We start from the raw sequence: 22314 nt of genomic DNA, 5'->3' as shown, positions 1-22314 counted from the left end.
CCCTGCGCGACGTCCATGGCGTCCGACTGTGTGCGAGTTCGGGAACAATAATGGCAGACAGAACCCCGCTGAAAGTAGTCGAAAACAACATCGCCGACGACGATCCGTTCGCGGAACTGACCAGGATCATGGGTTTCGACCCGCGTCAGCCGGTCAGGCCGCAGACGCCGGTGGTCGCAAAGGCTGCGCCCGCCAACCAGGCTGCGGATGAGGCCGACTTCGACATCGACCTCGAAAAGGAGCTGATGGGCGAATTCGACATTGCCGAGGAACGCGAACCGATCGCGCAACAGCCTGCCCAGCCCGCGTCGGCTTACGGAGCCGCCGCCAACACCACTGCCGCCGCCGACGAGCTTGCCGCGTCCTTCGAGCAGGATTTCGTCTTTGACGACGCTGCCGATCACGCCCACTTTGCCGCGGCCCGGGCGCCGGAGCCGGTTGCCGATGTCGCCTTCGAAGACGATTTCGATAAGGCCGTCGCGAATTCCTTGGACGTTTCGCCGCTGGAGGACGACCTTTCCATCGATCGGGAAATGGCAGCTTCGCTGGACCAGGATTTCCAGCCTGACCATCATGAGGCCGTTGCAGCCTCCGAGCCTGCGGTTGTCGAGCCCGCTGTCGCTGAGCCAGAGGCCGAGGCGGCATTCGATGCCGATTTCGACAATGCCGTGCAGATGTCGCTTGAGGACGAGCTGGCGTTCGACGACCATGAGATCGAGCAGCCGCAGGTCGCCGACGTTCAGCCGATCGAGGCTCACGCCGCCGCCGACCAGCCGGCCGCCGACGAAGATTTCGACAGCCAGTTCGATCAGGCTCAGTTTGATCAGGCCCAGTTTGATCAGGCAACGGCCAATGCCGACACGGGTCTCGATCAGCCGCAGGACCTGATCCTGGAACAGGAATTGTCGGTCGATGACCAGCAGCCGCCGGCTGTCGAGGCGCCTGCCGAAGCCGCGCACTTTGCTGCCGATTCCGAGCCCGCCTTCGATCCCGAACCCGATGCCGATCACGGAGCTGCAGCCGGTCAGGTCGTCGAAGATGATTTCGAGCTCAGCTTCCGTGATGCCCTTGCCGAGGAGCCGGAAGCTCCGGCTATCGATCCTGAACCGGTCGCTGACTACGAGGCCGCGGCCAATCAGGTCTTTGAAGACGATTTCGAACTCAACGTCGGCGACGCGTTGACCGGGGAACCGGAAGCCCCGGCCGTCGAGCCCGTCGCCGCGGCCGAGCCGCCGTTCGCGGAGCCTGCTCCGGCCATATCGGCGTCGGTTCCGCCGGTTGCGGCAGCCGAGCCAATCAAGTCGGCTGCGGCCGCGGGCGAGCGCAGCCTGGAAGACGAACTCAACGCGCTGCTTGGCGCCATGACCGCGCGGCCCATTCCGGCTGCGCCGGCTCCAACCGCTCCCGTCCCAGTCGCTCCCGTTCCGCTCGCCAAGGAACCGACACCGTCACCGCAGCCGGTCGTTCAGCCGGCCAGCCCCGTAGGCCAGAAGGCCGACGCGGCCGACGACCTCGATTGGGATCTCGACGAGCGCAACGAGCCTGCGCGCAACGCGCAGGCCGCTCGGCCCGCCGATGCCGATCTCGATGCGCTGCTCACCGACGAACTCGACCGGCAGGGTTTTGAAGGCGCGGCTTCCGAACAGGATGCCGAGCCGAGCATCGATTTCGATGACGAGGCTTTCGATGCCGCCTTTGCCAAGGGCATCCAGATGGAGCAGGAGGCGCCGGTCTCGCCCGCCGAGCCGTTCAAGTCGTGGAGTCGCTCGACACCGGTCGCGGCGCCTGTGCAGGCGTCGTTCGCGGCGCAGCCGGCGGCTCCGGCGCCGCAGATGGCGGCTCCTGCCTATCGCGACGAGCCGGCGAAGGACTATTCCGGCTACGCCAAGCCGGCGCCACAGATGTCGGCGCCCGCCTATCGTGAAGAGCCGGCGAAGGACTATTCCGCTTACGCCAAGCCGGTCCCGGCGCCGCAGTCTCGCCAGCAGGAGGAAATGCCCGATGTCGAGACCGTCGACGTGCCGGAGCGCGTCGTGGCGCTGGCCGACGACCTCGATATCCCGGAGCTCAGCTTCGAGGAGGATCAGCCGGCGGCACCCGCCTATGACGATCTCGATGCCGAGTTTGCGGGCCTGCTTAGCGAGATGAACGCAACCGAGATCGCTCAGGCGCCGGTGCAGAGCCGGGGCTATGAGGACGATTCCTACAATGCCGGGTTCAAGACCGGCTATGATCGCCGCGAGCTGCGCGCCGAGACGCCCGCCGCCCCGGCCGCCGCGTCCTATGCGGCAGCCGCAAGCCAATTCGATGCCGACGATCTGCCGGGCAGCCGGCCGGTCTCGCAGGCGGACGAGTTCGCCGTCGACGAGCTCGACTACGATCCCGAGCTCGACGAGGCGATGACCGTGCCCGGCCTTGCCGAGCGCGAGGCCACGAAGCCGCGCAGCCGTGGCTTCATGGTTGCCGCGCTCGTCGGCGCTGCGGTGATTGCCGGCGGTCTCGGTGCGCTTGCCTTCTCCTTCGGCGGCAAGGGCGGCAGCGAGGCGCCCGTGATCGTCAAGGCCGACAATAAGCCGATCAAGGTCAAGCCGGAGAATCCGGGCGGCGCCGTGGTGCCGAACCAGGACAACAAGGTCTATGACGCGGTGGCCAAGGGCGGCGCGGCCAAGCCCGCCGAACCCGTGCAGCAGAAGCTGGTGACCAACACCGAGGAGCCGATCGACGTGGCTTCCAAGGAACCGCCGCAGAGCCGTGTCGTCGATCTTTCGCCGGACGACACCGACGCAGCGCCGGGCACCGACGCAGCCGGCAATGCGGATACAGCAGCGCCGGGTCTGAAGGCAGCCGCGCCGGCTCCGGACGCAGCGGCGCCGGCTCCGGACGCAGCCGCGCCGGCTAGTGCCCAGGCCGCCCCCGCAAGTGCTCAGCCGGCCGCTCCGGCGCCGAAATCGGAAGACCGCATCGCCCAGGTGCTGCAGGAGGCAGACAAGGGGACCAACAACGATGTGGTCGCCGTGGCACCGCGCAAGGTGAAGACCATGATGGTCAAGCCTGACGGGTCGCTGGTTGCGCGCGAGGACCCGGCTCCGGCGCCGCAAGTCGCCGCGACCGAACCGACCGATCCGGCGCCGCAGCACGTCGCTGCCGCCGGGCAGGGCGATGCCCAGCCGACGGGTACCGCCACGCCGGCCATAGACCAGGCTGCCGATCAGGGCGGTGACAACCAGGGCGATACCGCCAAGCCGGCTGCGGCAGCGAAGCCCGCCGCCGCGCCGAAGGCCGAAGCCAAGGCCCAGTCGGCCAACACGCCGGCGAAGGTGCCGGTGGCGCCGCCGCGTCCGTCCGACCAGCCGGTCGACATCGTCGGCGAGGTCAAGCCCGACAAGGTCGCCTCCATCGATCCTGCTGCTGCGGCAGGCGGCGGCTCGTGGTCGATGCAGGTCGCCTCGCAGCCGACGGTTGAAAGCGCTCAGTCGACCTACCAGGACCTGCAGCGCCGCTACGGCAGCGTGCTTGCCGGGCGCACTGCCAACATCGTCAAGGCGGAGATCGCCGGCAAGGGCACGTTCTACCGCGTCCGCGTTCCGGCGCAGTCGCGCAATGATGCGATCAACCTGTGTACCAGCTACAAGGCGGCCGGCGGCACCTGCTTCGTGTCGCGCTGATCGTCTCAACGTCTCCGAGCCGGCGCCGCCGCAAGGCCGCGCCGGCTTTCGTTGTGGACGGCTCACGGCTTGCAGGGGCCGGCGGGCAGGGGTGATTCCCTTTGCTCGTCCGAAGCCCTAAGGTTTCACTCATGACCGAATCAAAATCCATGATCCTCGGCTGCGCAGGGAAATCCCTCACTGAAGAGGAAATCAGCTTCTATCGCGATGAACGCCCCTGGGGCTTCATCCTGTTTGCGCGCAATATCGGCGAGACCGAGCAGATCCGCGATCTGGTCGCCTCGATGCGTGACTGCGTGGGGCGTCCGGAGGCTCCAGTCTTCATCGACCAGGAGGGCGGCCGGGTGCAGAGGCTGCGGCCGCCGCTGGCGCCGAACTATCCGGCCGGCGGCGCGCTTGGCGCGCTTTGGCGCGACGATCGGGAGGCGGGCCGCCGCGCCGCATGGCTCCTGGCGCGGTTGCACGCCTTCGATCTCCTGCGCCACGGCATCACCGCCGACTGCCTGCCGGTGCTCGACGTTCCCGTCGAGGGCGCCAGCGATGTGATCGGCGCGCGCGCTTATGGCATGGAGCCCAATGCCGTGATCGAGCTCGGCCGGGCCTCGGCGGAGGGCCTGATGTCGGGCGGCGTCCTGCCGGTCATGAAGCATATTCCCGGCCATGGTCGCGCTTTTGCCGATACGCATTTCGCGCTGCCGACGGTCGATACGCCGCTCGAGGACCTGCGTCGGCACGATTTTGCCCCGTTCAAGGCGCTCAACCACCTGCCGATGGCGATGACGGCGCATGTCGTCTACAGCGCGATCGACCCGGACAATCCGGCGACGACCTCGGCCAAGGTCGTCGACGAGGTGATCCGCGGCGAGATCGGCTTCGACGGGTTGCTGATGAGCGACGACACGTCGATGAAGGCACTTTCTGGGGATTTCCCGACAAAGGCGGCCTCGATCCTTGCGGCCGGCTGCGATCTCGTCCTTCACTGCAACGGCGTTTTCGAGGAAATGTCCGGCATCGCGTCGCGCACGACGGCGCTTGAAGGCAAGTCCTTGGCGAGAGCGGAGCGGGCGCTGACCTATATAAAGAGCCGCGACGTCGCCGACGAAAGCGCCATACGCGCGGAATTCGCCACCTATTTCGAAGCGGTGGCCTGAACCGAAAGGAAAGAAAGGCAAGTGGCGGAGACATTGGACAGCAAGGCCGCCAAGGCCGCACCGATGGACCGTCTGTGGGCCGAGAACGACGATTCACGCCTGACCGGCGATCCGTCGCTGGTCGTCGACGTGGCCGGCTTCGAAGGCCCGCTCGATCTTCTCCTGCATCTGGCCCGCAACCAGAAGGTCGATCTGGCCCGCATCTCGATCCTGGCGCTTGCCGAGCAGTATCTGGCCTTCATCGAGAAGGTGAGGGCGCTGAGACTGGAGCTTGCGGCCGACTATCTGGTGATGGCGGCGTGGCTCGCCTTCCTCAAGTCGAAGCTTCTGATCCCGAAACAGGCGGGCGAAGAGGGCGAGAGCGGCGAGGAACTGGCGGCGGTGCTGCAGTTCCGGCTGAAGCGGCTGGAAGCGATGCGCGACGCGGCGGCGCGGCTGGTCAACCGCAACCGGCTCGGCCGCGATGTCTTCGCCCGCGGCATGCCGGAAATGGTCATCGTCGAGAAGCGCAACGCCTATTCGGCCTCGCTCTACGATCTTTTGACCGCCTATGCGCAGCAGCGCCAGCGGCAGGCCATCAACAACGTGACGATCGCCCGGCGCGCCGTCTGGTCCTTGAAGGACGCACGCGAAGTGCTGGCGCGGCTGGTCGGGACGGTTGGCGACTGGACGGCGCTGGACAGCTTCCTGATCCAATATCTGGCGGCGCCGGAAGAGAAGCGCACTGCGGTAGCCAGTTCCTTCGCCGCGACGCTCGAAATGGTGCGCGAGGGCAAGCTGGAAGTGCGGCAGGATCAGGTTTTCGCGCCGATCTACCTGCGCGGGCGAGCACAAGCGGTCAAGGCAGTCGAGGTGGTATCATGAGCGAACGCGCCAACGCTTCTGTCATCCCGTTCAAGGTCGAGGACGAGCCTGAGGACGAGATGGCCGAACAGGGCTCCATTGCGAACCCCGCCGAGCGGCTGCAGCTTTCGGAATCCGTGCGCATGGCCGAGGCGATCATTTTCGCCAGCGCCGAGCCGGTGAGCGAAAGGCAGCTGGTGGCGCGCCTGCCCGAGGGCGTCAATATCGCGGCGGCGATGGCTGATCTGCAGGAAATCTATGCCAAGCGCGGCGTCAACCTGGTGCGGGTCGGCGATGCCTGGGCATTCCGCACCGCCGGCGATCTGGCCTTCCTGATGAGCCGGGACTCCGTGCAGCAGCGCAAGCTCTCGCGCGCGGCGCTGGAGGTGCTGGCAATCATCGCCTACCACCAGCCGGTGACGCGTGCCGAGATCGAGGACATCAGAGGCGTCGAGACCTCGAAAGGCACGCTGGACACGCTGCTGGAGACGGAGTGGGTCAGGATGCGCGGCCGGCGCCGCACGCCCGGCCGGCCGGTGACTTACGGCACGACCGATGCCTTCCTCGATCATTTCGCGCTGGAGGAAATCCGCGACCTGCCCGGCATGGAAGAGCTAAAGGGCGCCGGGCTGTTGTCGACGCGCATGCCCTCCAATTTCTCGATACCGGTGCCGCCGGCCGATCCGGAGGCGCTTGCCGAGGACGAGGATGCGCTGACCGATATCGACCTTGAGGAACTCGGATTGCTCACCCCGCGCGTCACGGAAGAGTGACCGCAGAACCCGGCGTGAATGGCCTATGCGGAGAGGCTGCGCGGATTCGTAGCAAGCCGGTCACACCGAAAGTGCGTGACATCGGCTAGCCATTTTATCAATTTCATTGCGGTTGTGTTTGAATCCCCGAGCGAAAACGCATAGATCATCGCCGAGGGAAAACATTCGAGAGAGATCGTTATGGGTTCACTATCGATATGGCACTGGCTGATCGTTCTGGTCATCGTGCTTCTGGTGTTCGGCCGCGGCAAGATCCCCGAACTGATGGGCGATATGGCCAAGGGCATCAAGAGCTTCAAGAAGGGCATGGCTGAGGACGACGTCGACGACAAGCGTACCGTCGAGCATCGCGCCGACGAGACCGTTTCGCCGGGCAAGGAAAAGGTCAGCAAGAGCTGAGCCCGGTTGTTGCTTTGAGCATGTCGTTGTCCCAAAACCGCCTGGCGTTTTTGGGCGGCATGCTCTCGTTGGAATAGATTGCCATGTTCGAAGTCGGCTGGAGCGAACTGCTGGTGATCGCGGTCGTCATGATCGTGGTCGTCGGGCCGAAGGATTTGCCCAACATGCTGCGCACCTTCGGCCGCACCGCGGCCAAATTGCGCGCCATGGCGGGCGACTTCCAGAAGCAGTTCAACGACGCCTTGAAGGAAGCCGAACTCGACGACGTCAAGAGTTCGATAGATAGCCTTCGCGGCCTCAATCCGATGACCGAAGTCCGCAAGCAGCTCAATCCGTTCGAGCAGGCGGCGGCCGATGTGCGGGCTGGCGTCGATACGATGATGACGCCCAAACCGGCGGTCGATCCGACGGCGCCGGCCGCATCGACGCCGCAGGCGGCCGAGCCGCTCAAGAACGGCGCGACGGAAATGCCCGGCGTCAACGGGACCGACGCTACTCCGGCTGCGCCGATCTTCCCGGTCATGACCGACGCGTCCGTGACCGCACCGGCTCCGGAAGCCACGGTGCCCGCGCAGCCGGCAAGAAAGGCGGCGGCATCGAAGACGCAGGCGGCCGGCGGTGTGGCGAAAGCAGCATCGGCCAAGGCTCCGGCGGCAAAAACCTCGGCAAAGTCCGCGCCGGCGGCAAAGGCCGCAGCGCCCGCCAAGAAGGCGGCGCCCAAGGCTGAGGGCAAGCCCGCGGCGAAAACGAAGCCGGTCGCGAAAAAGGCCAATACAAAGAAGACGGCGGGAGCCGCCAAGTGAGCGTTTCGGATACAGAAAGAGACGAGATCGAGAAATCGTCGGCGCCGCTGATCGAGCACCTCATCGAATTGCGCCGGCGCCTGATCTGGTCGCTGGGCGGCTTCTTCATCGCCTTTCTCGTCTGCTTCTTCTTCGCCAAGCGGCTGTTCAACCTTCTGGTCATACCCTTCAAATGGGCGACGCAGTGGGCGGGGCTCGACCCGCACAAGGTCGAGTTGATCTACACCGCGCCGCAGGAGTTCTTCTTCACCCAGGTCAAGCTCGCGATGTTCGGCGGCATGGTCATCGCCTTCCCGCTCATCGCCACGCAGATCTACAAGTTCATCGCGCCGGGCCTCTACAAGAACGAGCGCAAGGCCTTCCTGCCGTTTCTGATCGCGTCGCCCATCCTGTTCCTGATGGGCGCCTCGCTGGTCTATTTCTTCTTCACCCCGATGGTGATGTGGTTCTTCCTCGCCATGCAGCAGGTCGGCACCAACGACCAGGTGCAGATCTCGCTGCTGCCGAAGGTGTCAGAATATCTCAGCCTGATCATGACGCTGATCTTCTCCTTCGGCCTGGTGTTCCAGCTTCCGGTGGTGACCAGCCTGCTGACGCGCGTCGGCTTGCTGTCGTCGCAGGCGCTGGCCGAGAAGCGCAAATGGGCGATTGTCCTTTCCTTCGTCGTCGCCGCGGTGCTGACGCCGCCCGATCCAATGAGCCAGTGCGGCCTCGCTATCCCGACCATCCTTCTCTACGAGGTCGCCATCTGGTCCTCGCGCCTGATCGAGCGCAGCCAGGAGCGCGATCGGCTGGCGCGTGAGGCGCGTGAGAGCGGAAAAACCGTGGCCGAGAAGAGGCCGGACGCCTCTTCAACGCAGGCGCCAGGCTAGGCGAAAGCCGGAAAAACGCGGCAGGCGGCCCCGTCTGTCTTGCATCGATCAAGGATGCGGTTTACGCCCTCGAACCTTACTTTGAGGACGGATCAACCATGCTTGACATCAAATGGATTCGCGACAACCCGAAGGCCCTTGTCGAGGCGCTGGTGAAGCGCTCGTGGTCGGCTGACGACGCGCAGTCCACCGTCGACGATCTGATCGCCAGGGACGAGGCGCGGCGCGCGCATCTCAGCGAATTGCAGGTCAAGCAGGAGCGCCGCAACGCCGCCTCGAAGGAGATCGGCAATGCCATGCGATCGGGCGATTCGGCGCTTGCCGAGAAGCTCAAGGCCGAAGTCAGCGATATCAAAGCGTTCATCCAGAACGGCGAGGCGCGCGAGCGCGAACTCGACAAGGCGTTGAACGACGCCCTTGCGGTGCTGCCCAACGTGCCGCTCGACGACGTGCCTGTCGGCAAGGACGAGCATGACAATGTCGTCAAGCGCATCGTCGGCGAGGTACCGACGCGCCCGAACTGGGTGAAGGAGCATTTCGAGATCGGTGAAGCGCTCGGCATGATGGATTTCGAGCGGGCGGCAAAACTGTCGGGATCGCGCTTCACGGTGCTGAAGAGCCAACTCGCGCGTATGGAGCGGGCTATCGGCCAGTTCATGATCGATCTGCACACGACCGAGCATGGCTATGAGGAAATCCAGCCGCCGCTGATGGTGCGCGACGAGGTGCTTTTTGGCACCAACCAACTGCCGAAGTTCGAGCTGGACCTGTTCTTCACACCTCATGGCGATGGACGCCTGGGCCTGATCCCGACGGCGGAAGTGCCGCTCACCAACCTGGTGCGCGAGGAGATCACGCCGCATGAGAAGCTGCCACTGCGCTATACGGCGCTGACGCCATGCTTCCGCTCGGAGGCGGGCTCGGCCGGCCGCGACACGCGCGGCATGCTGCGCCAGCACCAGTTCTACAAGGTCGAGCTGGTCTCGATCACCGACCAGGAGAGCTCGCTTGCCGAGCATGAGCGCATGACCCAATGCGCCGAGGAGGTGCTGAGGCGGCTCGGCCTGCCGTTCCGCACGGTGACGCTGTGCACCGGCGACATGGGCTTTGGCGCGCGCAAGACCTACGATATCGAGGTCTGGCTGCCTGGACAGAACGCCTATCGCGAAATCTCGTCCTGCTCGGTCTGCGGCGACTTCCAGGCCAGGCGCATGGATGCCCGCTACAAGGACAAGGACGGCAAGGGCAACCGCTTCGTGCACACGCTCAACGGTTCGGGCACCGCGGTCGGCCGCGCTCTCATAGCGGTCATGGAAAACTACCAGAATGAGGATGGCAGCGTAACCATTCCTGAAGTGCTGCGGCCTTACATGGGTGGTCTCGCCAAGATCGAATCGAAATGAGTTCATGCGCATCCTGCTGACCAACGATGACGGCATCCATGCCGAGGGGCTAGCGTCGCTCGAACGCATCGCCCGCACGCTGTCGGATGACGTCTGGGTGGTGGCGCCAGAGCAGGACCAGTCCGGCTATGCCCATTCGCTGTCGATCTCGGAACCGCTCAGGCTGAGGACGGTCGGCGAGAAGCACTATGCCGTGCGCGGCACGCCGACCGACTGCGTCATCATGGGCACGAAGAAGATCCTGCCCGGACCACCGGACCTCATCCTTTCGGGCGTCAATTCCGGCGCCAACATCGCCGACGACGTCACCTATTCGGGCACCGTCGCCGGCGCCATGGAGGGCGCGCTGCTGGGCATCCGCTCGATCGCGGTCAGCCAGGCCTACTCCTATGTCGGCGAGGACCGCGTCGTGCCATACGAGACGACGGAGGCGCTGGCGCCGGCGCTGCTCGAAAAGCTGATCGCGACGCCGCTGCCGGAAGGCGTTCTGCTCAACGTCAATTTTCCGAACTGCGCGCCCGACGAAATCGAAGGCACCGTGGTCACCGCGCAGGGCAAGCTCGTGCACAGCCTCTGGGTCGACGAGCGCCGCGACGGGCGCGGCCTGCCATACTACTGGCTGCGCTTCGGCCGCGAGCCGGTCGAAGGCAAGAAGGGCACCGACCTCCACGCGCTGCGCAACCGGCTGGTGTCGGTGACGCCGCTGCAGCTCGACCTCACCGCCCATGAACTCCGCGACCAGCTGACCAAGGCGCTCTCATGAACACCGAAGATCGCGAGGGTTTTGCCGCTTTCCTGCTCCGCCTGCGGGGCAGGGGCACGGCACCGAAGCCGCTGATCGCCGCCTTCGAGGCGACGCCGCGGCGCGGTTTCCTGTCGGCGCAGTTCCATTCGATCGCCTGGTCGGAAGGCATGCTGCCGATCGAATGCGGCGAGGCGATCGAGGGCGCCGACCTGCAGGCGGCGGTTATTGCGGCATTAGCCATCGAACCTGGCAACCGCGTGCTCGAGATCGGCACCGGGTCGGGCTACACGGCTGCCGTGATGTCGCGACTTGCCGCGCGCGTCGTCACCGTCGACTGCTACAAGACCTTGACCGAACAGGCAAAGCAACGCTTCGAGGCGCTCGGCATCGGTAATGTCATCGCGCGCCAGGCCGACGGCTCCAATGGCCTGCCTAACGAAGGACCGTTCGACCGCATCCTCGCCTGGGCGGCCTTCGACAGCCTGCCGCGCTTCCTGCTCGACCAATTGTCGAGCGGCGGCATCGTCATCGCGCCGATCGGCCCCGAGGAGGGCGAGCAGGTGCTGGCCAAGCTCACCAAGGTCGGCAGCCGTTTCGAGCGCGAGGACATCGGCATGGTCAGGCTGCAGCCGATCTTGCGCAGCGTCGCCGTCGTTATTTAGCGGAGCGCCCAACGGCCCCGCCAAAATTTCCTCCAATGTTTTAAGAAAATTTTCGACGAATTCTAATGGGTTAACCGCCCAGTAACATTAACGCGCTTTAATCATGGCCAGTTTGTACCGGGTCTGTGCGGGTTAGTGCGATGCAATTCAACGTTTTGAAGGCAAACGGACGCAATCTGGCGCGTGGCTGCGCCGTCCTCATCATCGCCGGGGCCGCCGCCGGGTGCAGCTCCCAGGCCATGCGCTTCAACGGTGTCGACGATGTCTTCACCTCGTCCACCAACAACCAGCGCGCCATCATCAACAAGCAGAATGTCGATCAGCCCTATCCGGGCGACACGGTCGCGCCGGCGCCGGTCGATGGCAGCCACACCCAGTCGGTGAGCCGCTCCAGCCTCGAGCCGGTAACCTCGCAGCAGCTGCCGCCGCCCTCGGCGCCGGCCGCCGCGCCCGCCAAGCCGATGCGCACCACCTCGGCCCCGGCACTGGCACCGGCTCCTGCCGCGCCGCATCTCGACAAGACGGCCACCGGCACCGTCGCGCCGGCCGCGAAGCCGTTCAAGACCGCAGAGCCTGACGCCGTGCGCAACGCGACCGCGGCGCCGCACGCGACCGAGATCGTGGTACGGGAAGGCGAGACGATCTCCGGCCTCGCGCGTCAATATCATGTGCCGGCCGATGCGATCATCAAGGTCAACGGGCTCGACGCCAGCAAGGGACTGAGGACCGGCCAGAAGATCGTCATCCCTGCCTACGCCTATTCGAGCAAGACCGGGCCGAAGGTTGCCGACAGCACCAAGCCCGCCAATTCGCCGAAGCAGCCTGCCGGCGCGCCGGAGAAGGTTGCCGTGCTACCGCAGCAGCCGAAGCTCAAGGACGGCAAGTCGGCCGCGCAGGTCGATGCTTCCGCTGCCGCCAGCGGCTCGAAGAACGCCAAGCCCGCCCAGATGGCCGAGGCAAAGCCGGCCGGCGTCGGCGGCACCTACACCGTCCAGCGGGGTGATTCCCTGTCTTCGATCGCGCGGAAAACCGGCGTCAGCGCCACGGCGCTCAAGCAGGCCAACGGTATGAAGGACGGCTTCTTGAAGATCGGCCAGACGCTCAAGGTCCCGGCTGGCGGCACTGCCGCTATCGCCGCTGCCAAGCCGGCAGCCGCGGCCAAGCCGACCGTCGATCCGGTGACGACGGCGACCACGCAGCCGCCGGCAAAGACCACGCCCTCGGAGGCCCTCGCTTCCTACACGCCGCCGAAGAAGGACGCCAAGGTCATCCAGCAGGCCGAAGACGACGATGCGGTGGCGCCGGACGCCACGGGCATCGGCAAGATGCGCTGGCCGGTACGCGGCCGCGTCATCTCCGGTTTCGGCTCCGGCAAGGATGGTGTCGACATCGCGGTGCCGGAAGGCACGCCGATCAAGGCGGCCGAGAATGGCGTCGTCATCTATGCCGGCGACGGCCTCAAGGAGTTCGGCAACACCGTGCTGGTGCGCCACGAGAACGGGCTGGTCACCGTCTACGGCCACGCCAGCTCGATCGAGGTGCAGCGCGGCCAGAAGGTCAAGCGTGGCCAGGAAATCGCGCTGTCCGGCATGAGCGGCACAACGGACGCACCGAAGCTGCACTTCGAGGTGCGCAAGAATTCGGCTCCGGTCGATCCGGCCGGCTATCTCGAATAGAATAAGAACAATTGCGGGCCGCCTGACCTCCAGTCCGGCCCGCCGGCTTCAGCCCGCCCCGCCAGGGGTGGGCTTTTTCAGTTCGGTCGAGAAAAGATCGTCAGTCCTTGAGCGGCTTGCCGAGGCGGCCGGCAAGGTCCTGGGTGAACTGCCAGGCGACGCGGCCGGAGCGACTGCCGCGGGTCGTTGCCCATTCCAGCGCTTCCGCGCGCAATGTTTCAGGGTCGATGGTAAGGCCGTGATAGCGGACATAACCGTCGATCATGTCGAGATATTCGTCCTGCGAGCATTTGTGGAAGCCGAGCCACAGGCCGAACCGATCGGACAGCGAGACCTTCTCCTCCACAGCTTCCGACGGATTGATGGCGGTCGAGCGCTCATTGTCGATCATGTCGCGCGGCAACAGATGCCGCCGGTTCGACGTGGCGTAGAAGATGACATTGGCCGGACGGCCCTCGACGCCGCCTTCGAGCGCCGCCTTCAGCGACTTGTAGGAGGTGTCGTCATGGTCGAAGGAGAGGTCGTCGCAAAACAGGATGAAGCGGTAGGGCGCGGCCTTCAGCAAGCCCATCAGCTTGGGAAGCGTGTCGATGTCCTCGCGATGGATCTCGATCAGCTTCAGCGGCCGGTCGAGCTTGTCCGAGACATTGACCTTGGCGTGCACGGCCTTGACCAGCGACGACTTGCCCATGCCGCGCGCGCCCCAGAGAAGTACATTGTTGGCGGCAAAGCCGGACGCAAAGCGCTCGGTGTTGTCGAGCAGGATATCGCGGACCCGGTCGACGCCGCGGATCAGGCCGATATCGACGCGGTTGACCTTGCGCACCGGCTCCAGATAGCCGGGGTCGGCCTGCCAGACGAAGCAGTCGGCCACGCCGAGGTCCGTCTCCGGCACGGGCGGCGGGGCAAGGCGGGAGACCGCCTCGATCAGGCGGTCGAGCTTGTTATTCAGGGCATCGAGGCTGTCGGTCATTTCAGGTCTTTTTTGTTCTGGCATTTCAGCATGCGAATAAAGCTTCGTCGCGGCGCTGCAAGAACCAGCCCCAAGCTTTTGTTGGAGCATGGTCTTTCGCAGGGCTTCGAGCCGCTTCCGGCTGCGACGCTCTAGCACGCGCCAAACGGCTGGAAAAGCAACGGATTCGCCGGGGCGCGCAGTTGCATTGGCAACTTTACCGACTATATTCCGCCCAAATTTTCGCGGGGCCGCCGCGGCGGTATTTCACCATCCAGGAGTTTCTTGATGTTCGTCACACCGGCATACGCCCAAGGCGTCGGCACCTCTCCCGATATGTTCATCAGCATTTTGCCGTTTGTCCTCATTTTCGTGATCATGTATTTTCTGATCATCAGGCCGCAGCGCACGCAGCTGAAGAAGCGCCAGGAAATGCTGGCTGCGGTGCGCCGTGGCGACACGGTGGTGACCGGCGGCGGCTTCGTCGGCAAGGTGACCAAGGTGATCGACGACAATGAGCTGGAGATCGACCTTGGCGGCGGAACCAAGGTCACGGCATTGCGCTCTACGATCTCTGACGTGCGCGTCAAGGGCGAGCCGGTGGCGAACCAGAACGCCAAGAAGTAATTCTCACCTCGTGGCGGAACGCTGCCGCTTGTACGCCTGAACGGATAAGAACGAATGCTCTATTTCTCGCGCCTGAAGATGATCCTGATCTGGCTGGCCGTGGCCGCCACCGTGATCCTCGCCGCGCCCAACCTGTTCCCGGCAAGCATGCTGGCGCAACTGCCGAGCTGGGTGCCGAAACGGCAGATGACGCTCGGCCTCGACCTGCAGGGCGGCTCGCACATCCTGCTCCAGATGGATCAGAACGATCTGATCAAAGATCAGATGGAGACGACGCGCGACGAGATCAGGACGCTGCTGCGAGACGCCAAGATCAATTATACCGGCCTTTCCGGCACCGGTCGCACCGTTCAGGTACGCATCAACGATCAGAGCCAGGTCGACGCGGCCAAGGCCGCGCTGAAACCCATCACAAACCCGGTGAACGCCAGTCTATTCGCCGGCGGCTCTGTCCAGTCGATGACGCTGGACGATTCAGAGCCGGGGCTGCTGAAATTCACCGTCACGGATGCCGGCCTCAAATACCGGACATCGACGGCTTTGTCGCAGGCGATCGAAGTCGTCGAACGACGCGTCAACGCGCTTGGCACCACCGAGCCGATCGTGCAGCGACAGGGCGACGATCGCATCCTTGTTCAGGTGCCTGGCCTTCAGAATCCGCAGCGGCTCAAGGACATTATCGGCCAGACCGCCAAGCTGACGTTCCAGATGGTCGACACGTCGATGCCGGTGCAGGACGCGATGAAGGGGCGCCCGCCGGCAGGCGATTCTATCCTCTATTCGCAGGACGATCCGCCGGTACCCTATCTGGTCGAGAACCGCGTGATTGTTTCAGGCGAGGACCTGTCGCAGGCCACGCCCACCTACAATTCGCAGACCAATGAGCCGGTCGTTTCATTTACATTCAATTCGCGAGGCGCCACCCGGTTCGGCCAGGCGACCCAGCAGAATGTCGGCAAACCTTTCGCGATCGTGCTCGACAATCAAGTCATCTCAGCGCCCGTGATCCGTGAACCTATCCTTGGCGGGTCGGGGCAGATCTCGGGCAACTTCACGGCCGAGAGCGCCAACGATCTTGCCGTGCTGCTGCGCGCCGGCGCCTTGCCGGCAAAACTGACGATCATCGAGGAGCGCACTGTCGGTCCGGGGCTCGGCCAGGACTCCATCCATGCCGGTAAGGTCGCGGGCATGATCGGCTCGATCCTCGTCGTCGCCTTCATGTTCGTCGCTTACGGTTTCCTCGGCTTCCTTGCCAATATCGCGCTTGCCGTGCACGTGGCCATGATCGTGGCGGCACTGTCGCTGCTCGGCGCCACGCTCACCCTGCCGGGTATCGCGGGTATCGTGCTCACCATCGGCATGGCGGTGGACTCCAACGTTCTGATCTACGAGCGTATTCGCGAAGAGCGACGAAACGGCCGCTCCGTCATCCAGGCGATCGACACCGGTTTCTCCAAGGCGCTGGCGACGATCGTCGACTCCAACGTCACATCGCTGATCGCGACAGTGGTGCTGTTCTGGCTGGGCACCGGTCCGGTCAAGGGCTTCGCCATCACCTATGCCATCGGCATCCTGACGACGGTCTTCACCGCCTTCACCTTCACCCGGATGCTGGTGTCGATCTGGCTGCGCCGCGCCCGTCCGAAGGAACTGCCGCGCGCGCCGGTCACCTTCATCCCGCCGGGAACCAAGATCCCGTTCATGGGTATCCGCCGCTGGACCTTCGCGCTTTCAAGCACGTTGTCCATCATTTCGGTTGTCGGATTCCTGACCCTTGGCATCAATTACGGCATCGACTTCAAGGGCGGTTCGCTGATCGAGGTGCAGTCCAAGCAGGGCGATGCCGATCTTGGCGACATCCGCACCAGATTGTCGGAACTCAACATCGGCGAAATCCAGGTGCAGCAGTTCGGCGCGCCGAATGACGTGCTGATCCGCGTCGGAACGCAGGGTGCCGGCGAGAATGCCGAACAGACCGTCATCGACAAGGTGAGGGGAGAACTGCAGGATCAATATAACTTCCGCCGTGTTGAAGTGGTGGGACCGACGGTTTCCGGCGAGCTGGCCAAGCAAGGCACGATCGCGATGCTCATCGCGCTGGTCGGCATCCTGCTCTATGTCTGGTTCCGCTTCGAATGGCAGTTCGCGGTCGGGGCCATCGTGGCGACCGTCCACGACGTGGTGATGACGATCGGCTTCTTCGTCATCTCGGGGCTGGAGTTCAACCAGTCGTCGCTGGCGGCGATCCTGACGATCATCGGCTATTCGCTGAACGACACGATCGTCGTCTATGACCGCGTTCGCGAGGATCTCAGGCGATACAAGAAGATGCCGCTGCCGCAACTCTTGAACAACGCCATCAACGAGACGCTGTCCAGAACCACGCTGACGTCGGTCACGACATCGCTGGCGCTGCTGGCGCTGGTGCTGTTCGGCGGCGAGGTGATCCGCTCCTTCACGCTGGCGATGTTGTTTGGCGTGGTGTTCGGCACCTATTCGTCGATCTTCATCGCCGCGCCGTTGCTGATCCTCTTCAAGCTCAGGCCGCAAGCCACGACCGGCGAAGAGACGAAGCCGGCGAACGGCAAGGCCGTGGCGACTTGACGCCGCCAGAGCCGGATGATTTCAGGTCGAGTCGACCTGAAATCTGAATCCGGCTCTCAATCAAAGAGATAGAGCATGATGTCGTCCGAAAACCGCTCCACACTTTTCGGCATCATGCTCTAGACCCATGGCCAAAGGCATCATCATCCGCGAGGCGCACTTCCCGGGCAAGGCGCCGATCGAGGCTTATGGCAATGGCGGCTTCCGCTTTGCCGACATGTCGCATCGCGGATCGCTGCTCTGCCTGCCATCCGGCATCCATGGCTGGGAGCCGGCCGATCCGCTGGCGTTGAAGATGGCGGATTTCGACAAGCTTTTCGCCGTGGCCGACAGAATAGAGATCCTGCTGGTCGGCACCGGCAAGGATCTGCGGCCACTGTCGGCGGCGTTGCGAACGGCGTTCAAGGAGGCCGGCATATCGGCCGACCCGATGTCGACGGGCGCGGCCGTGCGCACCTACAATGTGCTTCTGGCCGAGGACCGCGCCGTGGCCGCAGCGCTGATCGCCGTCGATTGAATGACCGGCACCTCAACCATCGTCATGGACGCGGTGCGCGCCGCCGATCCTGACCGCTATCTCTCGGCGCTCTATGCGCCCGCCGGCAAGCGCGATGCGCTGCTTGCGCTCTATGCCTTCAACGTCGAGGTCGCCAGCGTGCGCGACCGTATCCATGAGCCGCTGCCGGGCGAGGTCAGGCTGCAATGGTGGCGCGATGTGATCGCGGCCGAAGGCGAGGCGGAAACAGGTCATCCGACCGCCGATGCGTTGAGGGCGACGATTGCCGCCAATCACCTGCCAAAGGCCGCTTTCGAGAACATGCTCGAAGCGCGCGTCTTCGATCTCTATGACGATCCGATGCCGTCGCGGACCGACCTCGAAGGCTATTGCGGCGAGACGGCAGCGGCACTCATCCAGCTCGCGGCGATGGTGCTCGATCCGTCCGCAGCGCCACGCTTTGCCGAACTGGCGGGCCGGGCGGGCTGCGCGCAGGCGATCACCGGCCTGCTGCTTTTGTTGCCGCTGCACCGTCGGCGCGGACAGTGCTTCGTCCCCTCCGACATACTGGCGGCCGCGGGCTCCTCGCCGGAAGAGTTCGTGCAAAGCAAGGGCGATGCTGCCGCGGAGCGAGCAGTGGCGGCGATGATCGCGCTGGCGCGGGAGCATCTTAGCGCTTTCGAGAAGGGCGCGCCGGCTCTTCCCGTGCCACTGCGCCCCGCCTTCCTGCCGCTCGCGCTGACACGCGCCTATCTCGACAAAATGGAGGGGGCGCAGTCGGCACTGAAGGGCACCGCGACGCTCTCGACGTTGCGCCGGCACTGGCTGCTCTTGCGTCATGCCATGCGCGGCTGGGCACCCCTTTGACGTAAACGTCAATCGTGCTAGGTGTTCTGCCGGCTGGACTCGCCGCTGAAGAAGAGCGAGCCGCCGGGGGAGACGCCTTCACATGAGCCTGCCTGTCCTTGTCGTCCTCGTGGTGGTCGGCATCGCGTTGTCGGTCGCGGCCGTGCACTTCACCGGCGGCACAATAACCGCCACGCTTGCCACTGCGGATCAGGCAATCGCGCGCTTCGCCGAGGATTTTCCGGACGAGAAACCTGGCACGGTCAGGCTGACCGCGGACAGGCACGCCGCGTTTCTCGACCTCGGCCTGCAACGCTGCGGCATCGTCCAGAGCATCGGCGACTGTTTTTTGACGCGCATCGCCACCCCGCAGGATGTCCTGGCGCTCGCGAGGGAAGGGAATGTGGTGTTGCTGCGGCTGAACGACTTCACCTGGAAAGGCGGGCGATTTGCCTTCGCCGGCGAGGCCGACGCGCTGATGGTGGCGGCGGCGCTGCAAGGCCACGATCAGATCCGAAAGGCGGCGTGATGGACGATTACAATTTCCCTCAGGTCACCCAGCTTGCGATCCCGTTCTTCGTCGCCGCGATCCTGATCGAGCTCTGGCTGGTGCGCACCGGCCGCGCCAAGGGATCGTTCGAGACGCGCGACACGCTGACCAACCTGATGATGGGAACCGGCAATGTCGTTGCCGGGCTGCTGCTCGGCGTCGTGTCCTACTGGGCGCTGCTGTGGCTCTGGCAATTCCGCTTCTTCAATCTCGGCCTGTCCATCTGGGTGTTTGTTACCGCCTTCCTGCTCGATGACCTGCGCTACTATGTCTATCACCGCATCGCGCATCGTGTGCGCTGGGTTTGGGCCGAGCACGTCAACCACCATTCCAGCCAGCACTACAATCTTTCGACGGCGCTCAGGCAAAGCTGGACGGGGCTTTTCACCTTCACCTTCATCCTGCAGGCGCCGCTGGTGCTGCTCGGCTTCCATCCGGCTGTCATCGCCTTCGTCTTCGGCTTCAACCTGGTCTGGCAGTTCTGGATCCACACCGAAACGATCGGCAAGATGTGGGGCTGGTTCGAGTTCATCTTCAACACGCCCTCGCACCACCGAGTGCACCACGCCACCAATCCGCGCTATCTCGACGCCAATTTCGCCGGCACGCTGATCGTCTGGGACCGCATGTTCGGCACTTTCGTCCAGGAATTGGAGGCAGACCGGCCGCGCTACGGCATCGTCAAGAACATCGGCACCTTCAATCCACTGAAGGTGGCCTTCCACGAATGGATCGGCATGTTCAAGGACGCGGCTATGCCGGGGCTGACGCTCGGCCAGCGCCTCAACTATCTCATCCAGCCGCCCGGCTGGAGCCATGACGGCTCGCGCGACACGTCGGAGATGCTGAAGGCTGCGTATGTGCGGAGAAATCCGGGTGAGGCGGGGAAGCCCGGGTTGCCGGCGGCGGGTGCGGAGCCGGCGGAGTAGCTATTCCGCCGCCTGCGCCTGCGCAGGCAGGCCCAACCATATGCGGCAATCGGCCAGCGCGCGGGCCGTGATTGCGCGGCGCTTGGCGACGGTCTTCTCCTTGCCGCGCAGCCGCTTGCCTTCGACCTTCGGCGCCTCGACCGGCGGAAACAGGCCGAAATTGACATTCATCGGCTGAAAGGATCGCTTACCGGGCTCGTCGTCGGAGACGATATGGCCGCCGGTGATGTGATTGAGGAGCGCGCCGAAGGCGGTGGTCGGCGGTGGCAGCGAAGCCTCTCGGCCGAGGCGTTCGGCGGCGGCGAAACGGCCGGCGAGCAGGCCGATCGCGGCGCTCTCGACATAGCCTTCGCAGCCGGTGATCTGGCCGGCAAAGCGCAGGCCCGGCCGCGACTTCAGCTGCAGCGAGGGATCGAGCAGCGTCGGCGAATTGATGTAGGTGTTGCGGTGCAGGCCGCCGAGACGGGCGAACTCGGCGTTTTCGAGCCCGGGGATGGTCCGGAAGATGCGCACCTGCTCGGCATGCTTCAGCTTGGTCTGGAAGCCGACCATGTTGTAGAGCGTGCCCAGCGCATTGTCCTGGCGAAGCTGCACCACCGCATAGGCCTTGACCGACGGATCGTGGACGTTGGTCAGGCCCATTGGCTTCATCGGCCCGTAGCGCAGCGTCTCGACGCCGCGCTCGGCCATCACTTCGATCGGCAGGCAGCCATCGAAATAGGGCGTGCCTTCCCACTGCTTGAACTCGGTTTTTTGGCCTTCCAGCAGTGCCGCCACGAAGGCCAGATACTGCTCCTTGTCCATCGGGCAGTTGATGTAGTCCTTGCCGGTGCCGCCGGGGCCGACCTTGTCGTAGCGCGACTGATACCAGCAGACATTCATGTCGATCGTCTCGAAATGCACGATCGGCGCGATGGCGTCGAAGAAGGCGAGGGCATCGGCGCCGGTCACCTCGGCGATCGACTGCGCCAGCGACGGCGCGGTCAGCGGACCAGTGGCGATGATCGCCTGGTCCCAATCCGCCGGCGGCAATCCAGGCACTTCCTCGCGCTGGATGGTGATCAGCGGATGCGCCTTGATCTTCGCGGTGACCGCCTCGGAAAAGCCGTCGCGGTCGACAGCCAGCGCGCCGCCGGCGGGGACCTGGTGCGCATCGCCGGCGCTCATGATCAGCGAGCCTGCGAGCCGCATTTCGGCGTGCAGCAGGCCGACGGCGTTGGTCTCGGCATCATCCGAGCGGAAGGAATTGGAGCAGACGAGCTCGGCGAGCCCCTCGGTCTTGTGCGCGTCGGTACCGCGCACAGGGCGCATTTCATGCAGGACGACCGGGACGCCTGCCTCAGCGATCTGCCATGCGGCCTCGGAGCCGGCGAGGCCGCCGCCGATGACGTGAACGAGATTTTTGCTCATGAGCGCCGAAATAATCGCTCGGCGCGGCGAATGCAATTGCCGGCTTCCATGAGCCGATGTGGGAAGCCTGCCGCCAAAAACAACAACACCCGCCGGGGGAGGAGGTCCGGCGGGTGTCGTTTTGTTGGTCGATCTCCGGGAGGAGGTGAAGATCGACCCTATTCGTCATCGCCGGGGAGGAGGTCGGCTTTGACGAAATTCCTTTCGCCATTTGAAAAGGGGCGAAACCTTTCTTGAGAACAACGCCCGCCGGGGGAGGAGGTCCGGCGGGCGCCGTTTCGGTGATCAACCTTCGGGAGGAGGTAAAGGCTGACCGTATCCGTCAGGGTCGGGGAGGAGGTCGACCCTGGCGAAATTCCTTATCAAACCGCCTTGCGGGCGATCATCTTGATCTCGTCGCGAACGATGCCGAGATCATGGAGCTGACGGTTCGAAAGCCGACCCAGCTCGGAAACCGTCTCGCGATAAACGCGCCAGTTACGGTAGCTGCGGATCAGGTTCATTGTCTTACTCTTTCAAAACTGGTTCGGACCATTCGCGGTCCGAAGCGGATTAGACCGCCTTGCGGGCGACGTAGTGGATGTCGCTGCGGCTGATGCCGAGGTCGGTCAGTTCACGGTTTGACAGGCGGCTCAGCTCGGAAACGGTTTCCCGGTAGCGGCGCCAGTTGCGGTAGTTGCGGATCAAGTTCATGGTAGTGCTCGTTTCGTCTTTAGTTCGGATCATTCCGTTTGTGTACGAACAGAAAATAGGTGGGATCATATCGGTTTAAAAGTGCCATTGGCGCATGGCAGCAATGCAAATTGTGCAATGCAACATTAACGGCCATTGGCGCTTGCGACACAAAGAAGACCGAATCGGAAAATGCCGCTGCGTCAATAGTTTGGGCCTTGCGGCTGAAAAAATGA

Annotated in this window: 21 protein-coding genes; 17 read left to right on the top strand and 4 right to left on the bottom strand. The window is 64.4% G+C overall.

The features are described 5' to 3' along the window. Window positions 1-50 precede the first annotated feature (50 nt). The 11 genes from RFN28_RS05825 to RFN28_RS05775 all read left to right on the top strand — a co-directional run bounded on the left by RFN28_RS05825 (window position 51) and on the right by RFN28_RS05775 (window position 12992). Complete coding sequence (locus tag RFN28_RS05825) at window positions 51-3665, top strand: SPOR domain-containing protein (protein WP_320286425.1); 3615 nt, start codon at window positions 51-53, stop codon at window positions 3663-3665. A gap of 131 nt (window positions 3666-3796) precedes the next feature. Further along, window positions 3797-4816 carry a beta-N-acetylhexosaminidase gene (nagZ, locus tag RFN28_RS05820; RefSeq protein WP_320286424.1) on the top strand — a complete coding sequence of 340 codons (1020 nt, stop codon included), beginning with the start codon at window positions 3797-3799 and terminating at the stop codon, window positions 4814-4816. Window positions 4817-4879: 63 nt separating this feature from the next. Continuing rightward, on the top strand, window positions 4880-5680 hold the full coding sequence (locus RFN28_RS05815) for a segregation and condensation protein A (RefSeq protein WP_320286589.1): 801 nt from the start codon (window positions 4880-4882) through the stop codon (window positions 5678-5680). Next, a complete protein-coding gene (gene scpB, locus RFN28_RS05810; RefSeq protein ID WP_320286423.1) occupies window positions 5677-6432 on the top strand; it encodes an SMC-Scp complex subunit ScpB in 756 nt (251 codons plus the stop codon). Before RFN28_RS05815 ends, scpB begins: the two co-directional genes overlap by 4 nt. Before the next feature lie 180 nt (window positions 6433-6612). Next, entirely contained in the window at window positions 6613-6831 is a 219-nt protein-coding gene (locus RFN28_RS05805; protein WP_320286422.1) for a twin-arginine translocase TatA/TatE family subunit, read from the top strand. An 83-nt stretch (window positions 6832-6914) separates the two neighbouring features. Further along, window positions 6915-7634, top strand: a complete 720-nt coding sequence (gene tatB, locus RFN28_RS05800) for a Sec-independent protein translocase protein TatB (protein ID WP_320286421.1) — start codon at window positions 6915-6917, stop codon at window positions 7632-7634. Further along, window positions 7631-8506 carry a twin-arginine translocase subunit TatC gene (gene tatC, locus RFN28_RS05795; RefSeq protein WP_320286420.1) on the top strand — a complete coding sequence of 292 codons (876 nt, stop codon included), beginning with the start codon at window positions 7631-7633 and terminating at the stop codon, window positions 8504-8506. Before tatB ends, tatC begins: the two co-directional genes overlap by 4 nt. 98 nt (window positions 8507-8604) lie before the next feature. Then, on the top strand, window positions 8605-9909 hold the full coding sequence (serS, locus tag RFN28_RS05790; RefSeq protein ID WP_320286419.1) for a serine--tRNA ligase: 1305 nt from the start codon (window positions 8605-8607) through the stop codon (window positions 9907-9909). 4 nt (window positions 9910-9913) lie between these two features. Beyond that, window positions 9914-10672, top strand: a complete 759-nt coding sequence (surE, locus tag RFN28_RS05785; protein ID WP_320286418.1) for a 5'/3'-nucleotidase SurE — start codon at window positions 9914-9916, stop codon at window positions 10670-10672. Further along, a complete protein-coding gene (locus tag RFN28_RS05780) occupies window positions 10669-11316 on the top strand; it encodes a protein-L-isoaspartate(D-aspartate) O-methyltransferase (RefSeq protein WP_320286417.1) in 648 nt (215 codons plus the stop codon). Before surE ends, RFN28_RS05780 begins: the two co-directional genes overlap by 4 nt. A gap of 140 nt (window positions 11317-11456) precedes the next feature. Beyond that, complete coding sequence (locus tag RFN28_RS05775) at window positions 11457-12992, top strand: peptidoglycan DD-metalloendopeptidase family protein (RefSeq protein WP_320286416.1); 1536 nt, start codon at window positions 11457-11459, stop codon at window positions 12990-12992. A gap of 100 nt (window positions 12993-13092) precedes the next feature. Here the strand turns inward: RFN28_RS05775 and RFN28_RS05770 are convergent, their stop codons facing one another. Next, window positions 13093-13965 (bottom strand): ATP-binding protein, encoded by an 873-nt coding sequence (locus tag RFN28_RS05770; protein ID WP_320286415.1) that lies wholly within the window; start codon window positions 13963-13965, stop codon window positions 13093-13095. 267 nt (window positions 13966-14232) lie between these two features. On the opposite strand from RFN28_RS05770, the gene yajC reads away from it, so the two are divergent. The 6 genes from yajC to RFN28_RS05740 all read left to right on the top strand — a co-directional run bounded on the left by yajC (window position 14233) and on the right by RFN28_RS05740 (window position 19996). Beyond that, entirely contained in the window at window positions 14233-14571 is a 339-nt protein-coding gene (gene yajC / locus RFN28_RS05765; RefSeq protein WP_067000009.1) for a preprotein translocase subunit YajC, read from the top strand. Window positions 14572-14625: 54 nt separating this feature from the next. Then, window positions 14626-17175 (top strand): protein translocase subunit SecDF, encoded by a 2550-nt coding sequence (secDF, locus tag RFN28_RS05760; protein WP_320286414.1) that lies wholly within the window; start codon window positions 14626-14628, stop codon window positions 17173-17175. A gap of 127 nt (window positions 17176-17302) precedes the next feature. Beyond that, entirely contained in the window at window positions 17303-17692 is a 390-nt protein-coding gene (locus RFN28_RS05755; RefSeq protein WP_320286413.1) for an Mth938-like domain-containing protein, read from the top strand. Next, window positions 17693-18538 (top strand): phytoene/squalene synthase family protein, encoded by an 846-nt coding sequence (locus tag RFN28_RS05750; protein WP_320286412.1) that lies wholly within the window; start codon window positions 17693-17695, stop codon window positions 18536-18538. Window positions 18539-18620: 82 nt separating this feature from the next. Continuing rightward, window positions 18621-19046, top strand: a complete 426-nt coding sequence (locus RFN28_RS05745) for a hypothetical protein (protein ID WP_320286411.1) — start codon at window positions 18621-18623, stop codon at window positions 19044-19046. Continuing rightward, complete coding sequence (locus tag RFN28_RS05740; protein WP_320286410.1) at window positions 19046-19996, top strand: sterol desaturase family protein; 951 nt, start codon at window positions 19046-19048, stop codon at window positions 19994-19996. The genes RFN28_RS05745 and RFN28_RS05740 overlap by 1 nt, the downstream gene beginning before the upstream one ends. On the opposite strand, the gene trmFO is transcribed toward RFN28_RS05740, so the two are convergent. From trmFO to RFN28_RS05725, 3 genes are all read right to left on the bottom strand, one after another. After that, the gene (gene trmFO / locus RFN28_RS05735; RefSeq protein ID WP_320286409.1) at window positions 19997-21406 is read right to left on the bottom strand and encodes a methylenetetrahydrofolate--tRNA-(uracil(54)-C(5))-methyltransferase (FADH(2)-oxidizing) TrmFO; all 1410 of its coding nucleotides are present in this window, start codon (window positions 21404-21406) and stop codon (window positions 19997-19999) included. A 362-nt stretch (window positions 21407-21768) separates the two neighbouring features. Then, the gene (locus tag RFN28_RS05730; protein WP_071096637.1) at window positions 21769-21909 is read right to left on the bottom strand and encodes a DUF1127 domain-containing protein; all 141 of its coding nucleotides are present in this window, start codon (window positions 21907-21909) and stop codon (window positions 21769-21771) included. A 49-nt stretch (window positions 21910-21958) separates the two neighbouring features. Then, window positions 21959-22099, bottom strand: coding sequence for a DUF1127 domain-containing protein (locus tag RFN28_RS05725; protein ID WP_071031999.1), 141 nt, complete (start codon window positions 22097-22099; stop codon window positions 21959-21961). Window positions 22100-22314: the final 215 nt, after the last annotated feature.

The organism is Mesorhizobium album (assembly GCF_033977205.1).
Taxonomy (GTDB): domain Bacteria; phylum Pseudomonadota; class Alphaproteobacteria; order Rhizobiales; family Rhizobiaceae; genus Mesorhizobium; species Mesorhizobium album.
The sequence above is the reverse complement of the archived record's forward strand: the minus strand, read 5'-3'. Positions and strand labels throughout refer to the sequence as shown.

Coding starts and splice junctions, on each gene's coding strand:
- RFN28_RS05740 (WP_320286410.1), top strand. CDS start 19,046: ATGGACGATTACAATTTCCCTCAGGTCACCCAGCTTGCGATCCCGTTC.
- trmFO (WP_320286409.1), bottom strand. CDS start 21,406: ATGAGCAAAAATCTCGTTCACGTCATCGGCGGCGGCCTCGCCGGCTCC.
- RFN28_RS05730 (WP_071096637.1), bottom strand. CDS start 21,909: ATGAACCTGATCCGCAGCTACCGTAACTGGCGCGTTTATCGCGAGACG.
- serS (WP_320286419.1), top strand. CDS start 8,605: ATGCTTGACATCAAATGGATTCGCGACAACCCGAAGGCCCTTGTCGAG.
- RFN28_RS05750 (WP_320286412.1), top strand. CDS start 17,693: ATGACCGGCACCTCAACCATCGTCATGGACGCGGTGCGCGCCGCCGAT.
- yajC (WP_067000009.1), top strand. CDS start 14,233: ATGTTCGTCACACCGGCATACGCCCAAGGCGTCGGCACCTCTCCCGAT.
- tatB (WP_320286421.1), top strand. CDS start 6,915: ATGTTCGAAGTCGGCTGGAGCGAACTGCTGGTGATCGCGGTCGTCATG.
- RFN28_RS05725 (WP_071031999.1), bottom strand. CDS start 22,099: ATGAACTTGATCCGCAACTACCGCAACTGGCGCCGCTACCGGGAAACC.
- RFN28_RS05815 (WP_320286589.1), top strand. CDS start 4,880: ATGGACCGTCTGTGGGCCGAGAACGACGATTCACGCCTGACCGGCGAT.
- surE (WP_320286418.1), top strand. CDS start 9,914: ATGCGCATCCTGCTGACCAACGATGACGGCATCCATGCCGAGGGGCTA.
- secDF (WP_320286414.1), top strand. CDS start 14,626: ATGCTCTATTTCTCGCGCCTGAAGATGATCCTGATCTGGCTGGCCGTG.
- nagZ (WP_320286424.1), top strand. CDS start 3,797: ATGACCGAATCAAAATCCATGATCCTCGGCTGCGCAGGGAAATCCCTC.
- RFN28_RS05780 (WP_320286417.1), top strand. CDS start 10,669: ATGAACACCGAAGATCGCGAGGGTTTTGCCGCTTTCCTGCTCCGCCTG.
- RFN28_RS05755 (WP_320286413.1), top strand. CDS start 17,303: ATGGCCAAAGGCATCATCATCCGCGAGGCGCACTTCCCGGGCAAGGCG.
- RFN28_RS05745 (WP_320286411.1), top strand. CDS start 18,621: ATGAGCCTGCCTGTCCTTGTCGTCCTCGTGGTGGTCGGCATCGCGTTG.
- RFN28_RS05825 (WP_320286425.1), top strand. CDS start 51: ATGGCAGACAGAACCCCGCTGAAAGTAGTCGAAAACAACATCGCCGAC.
- RFN28_RS05805 (WP_320286422.1), top strand. CDS start 6,613: ATGGGTTCACTATCGATATGGCACTGGCTGATCGTTCTGGTCATCGTG.
- RFN28_RS05775 (WP_320286416.1), top strand. CDS start 11,457: ATGCAATTCAACGTTTTGAAGGCAAACGGACGCAATCTGGCGCGTGGC.
- RFN28_RS05770 (WP_320286415.1), bottom strand. CDS start 13,965: ATGACCGACAGCCTCGATGCCCTGAATAACAAGCTCGACCGCCTGATC.
- scpB (WP_320286423.1), top strand. CDS start 5,677: ATGAGCGAACGCGCCAACGCTTCTGTCATCCCGTTCAAGGTCGAGGAC.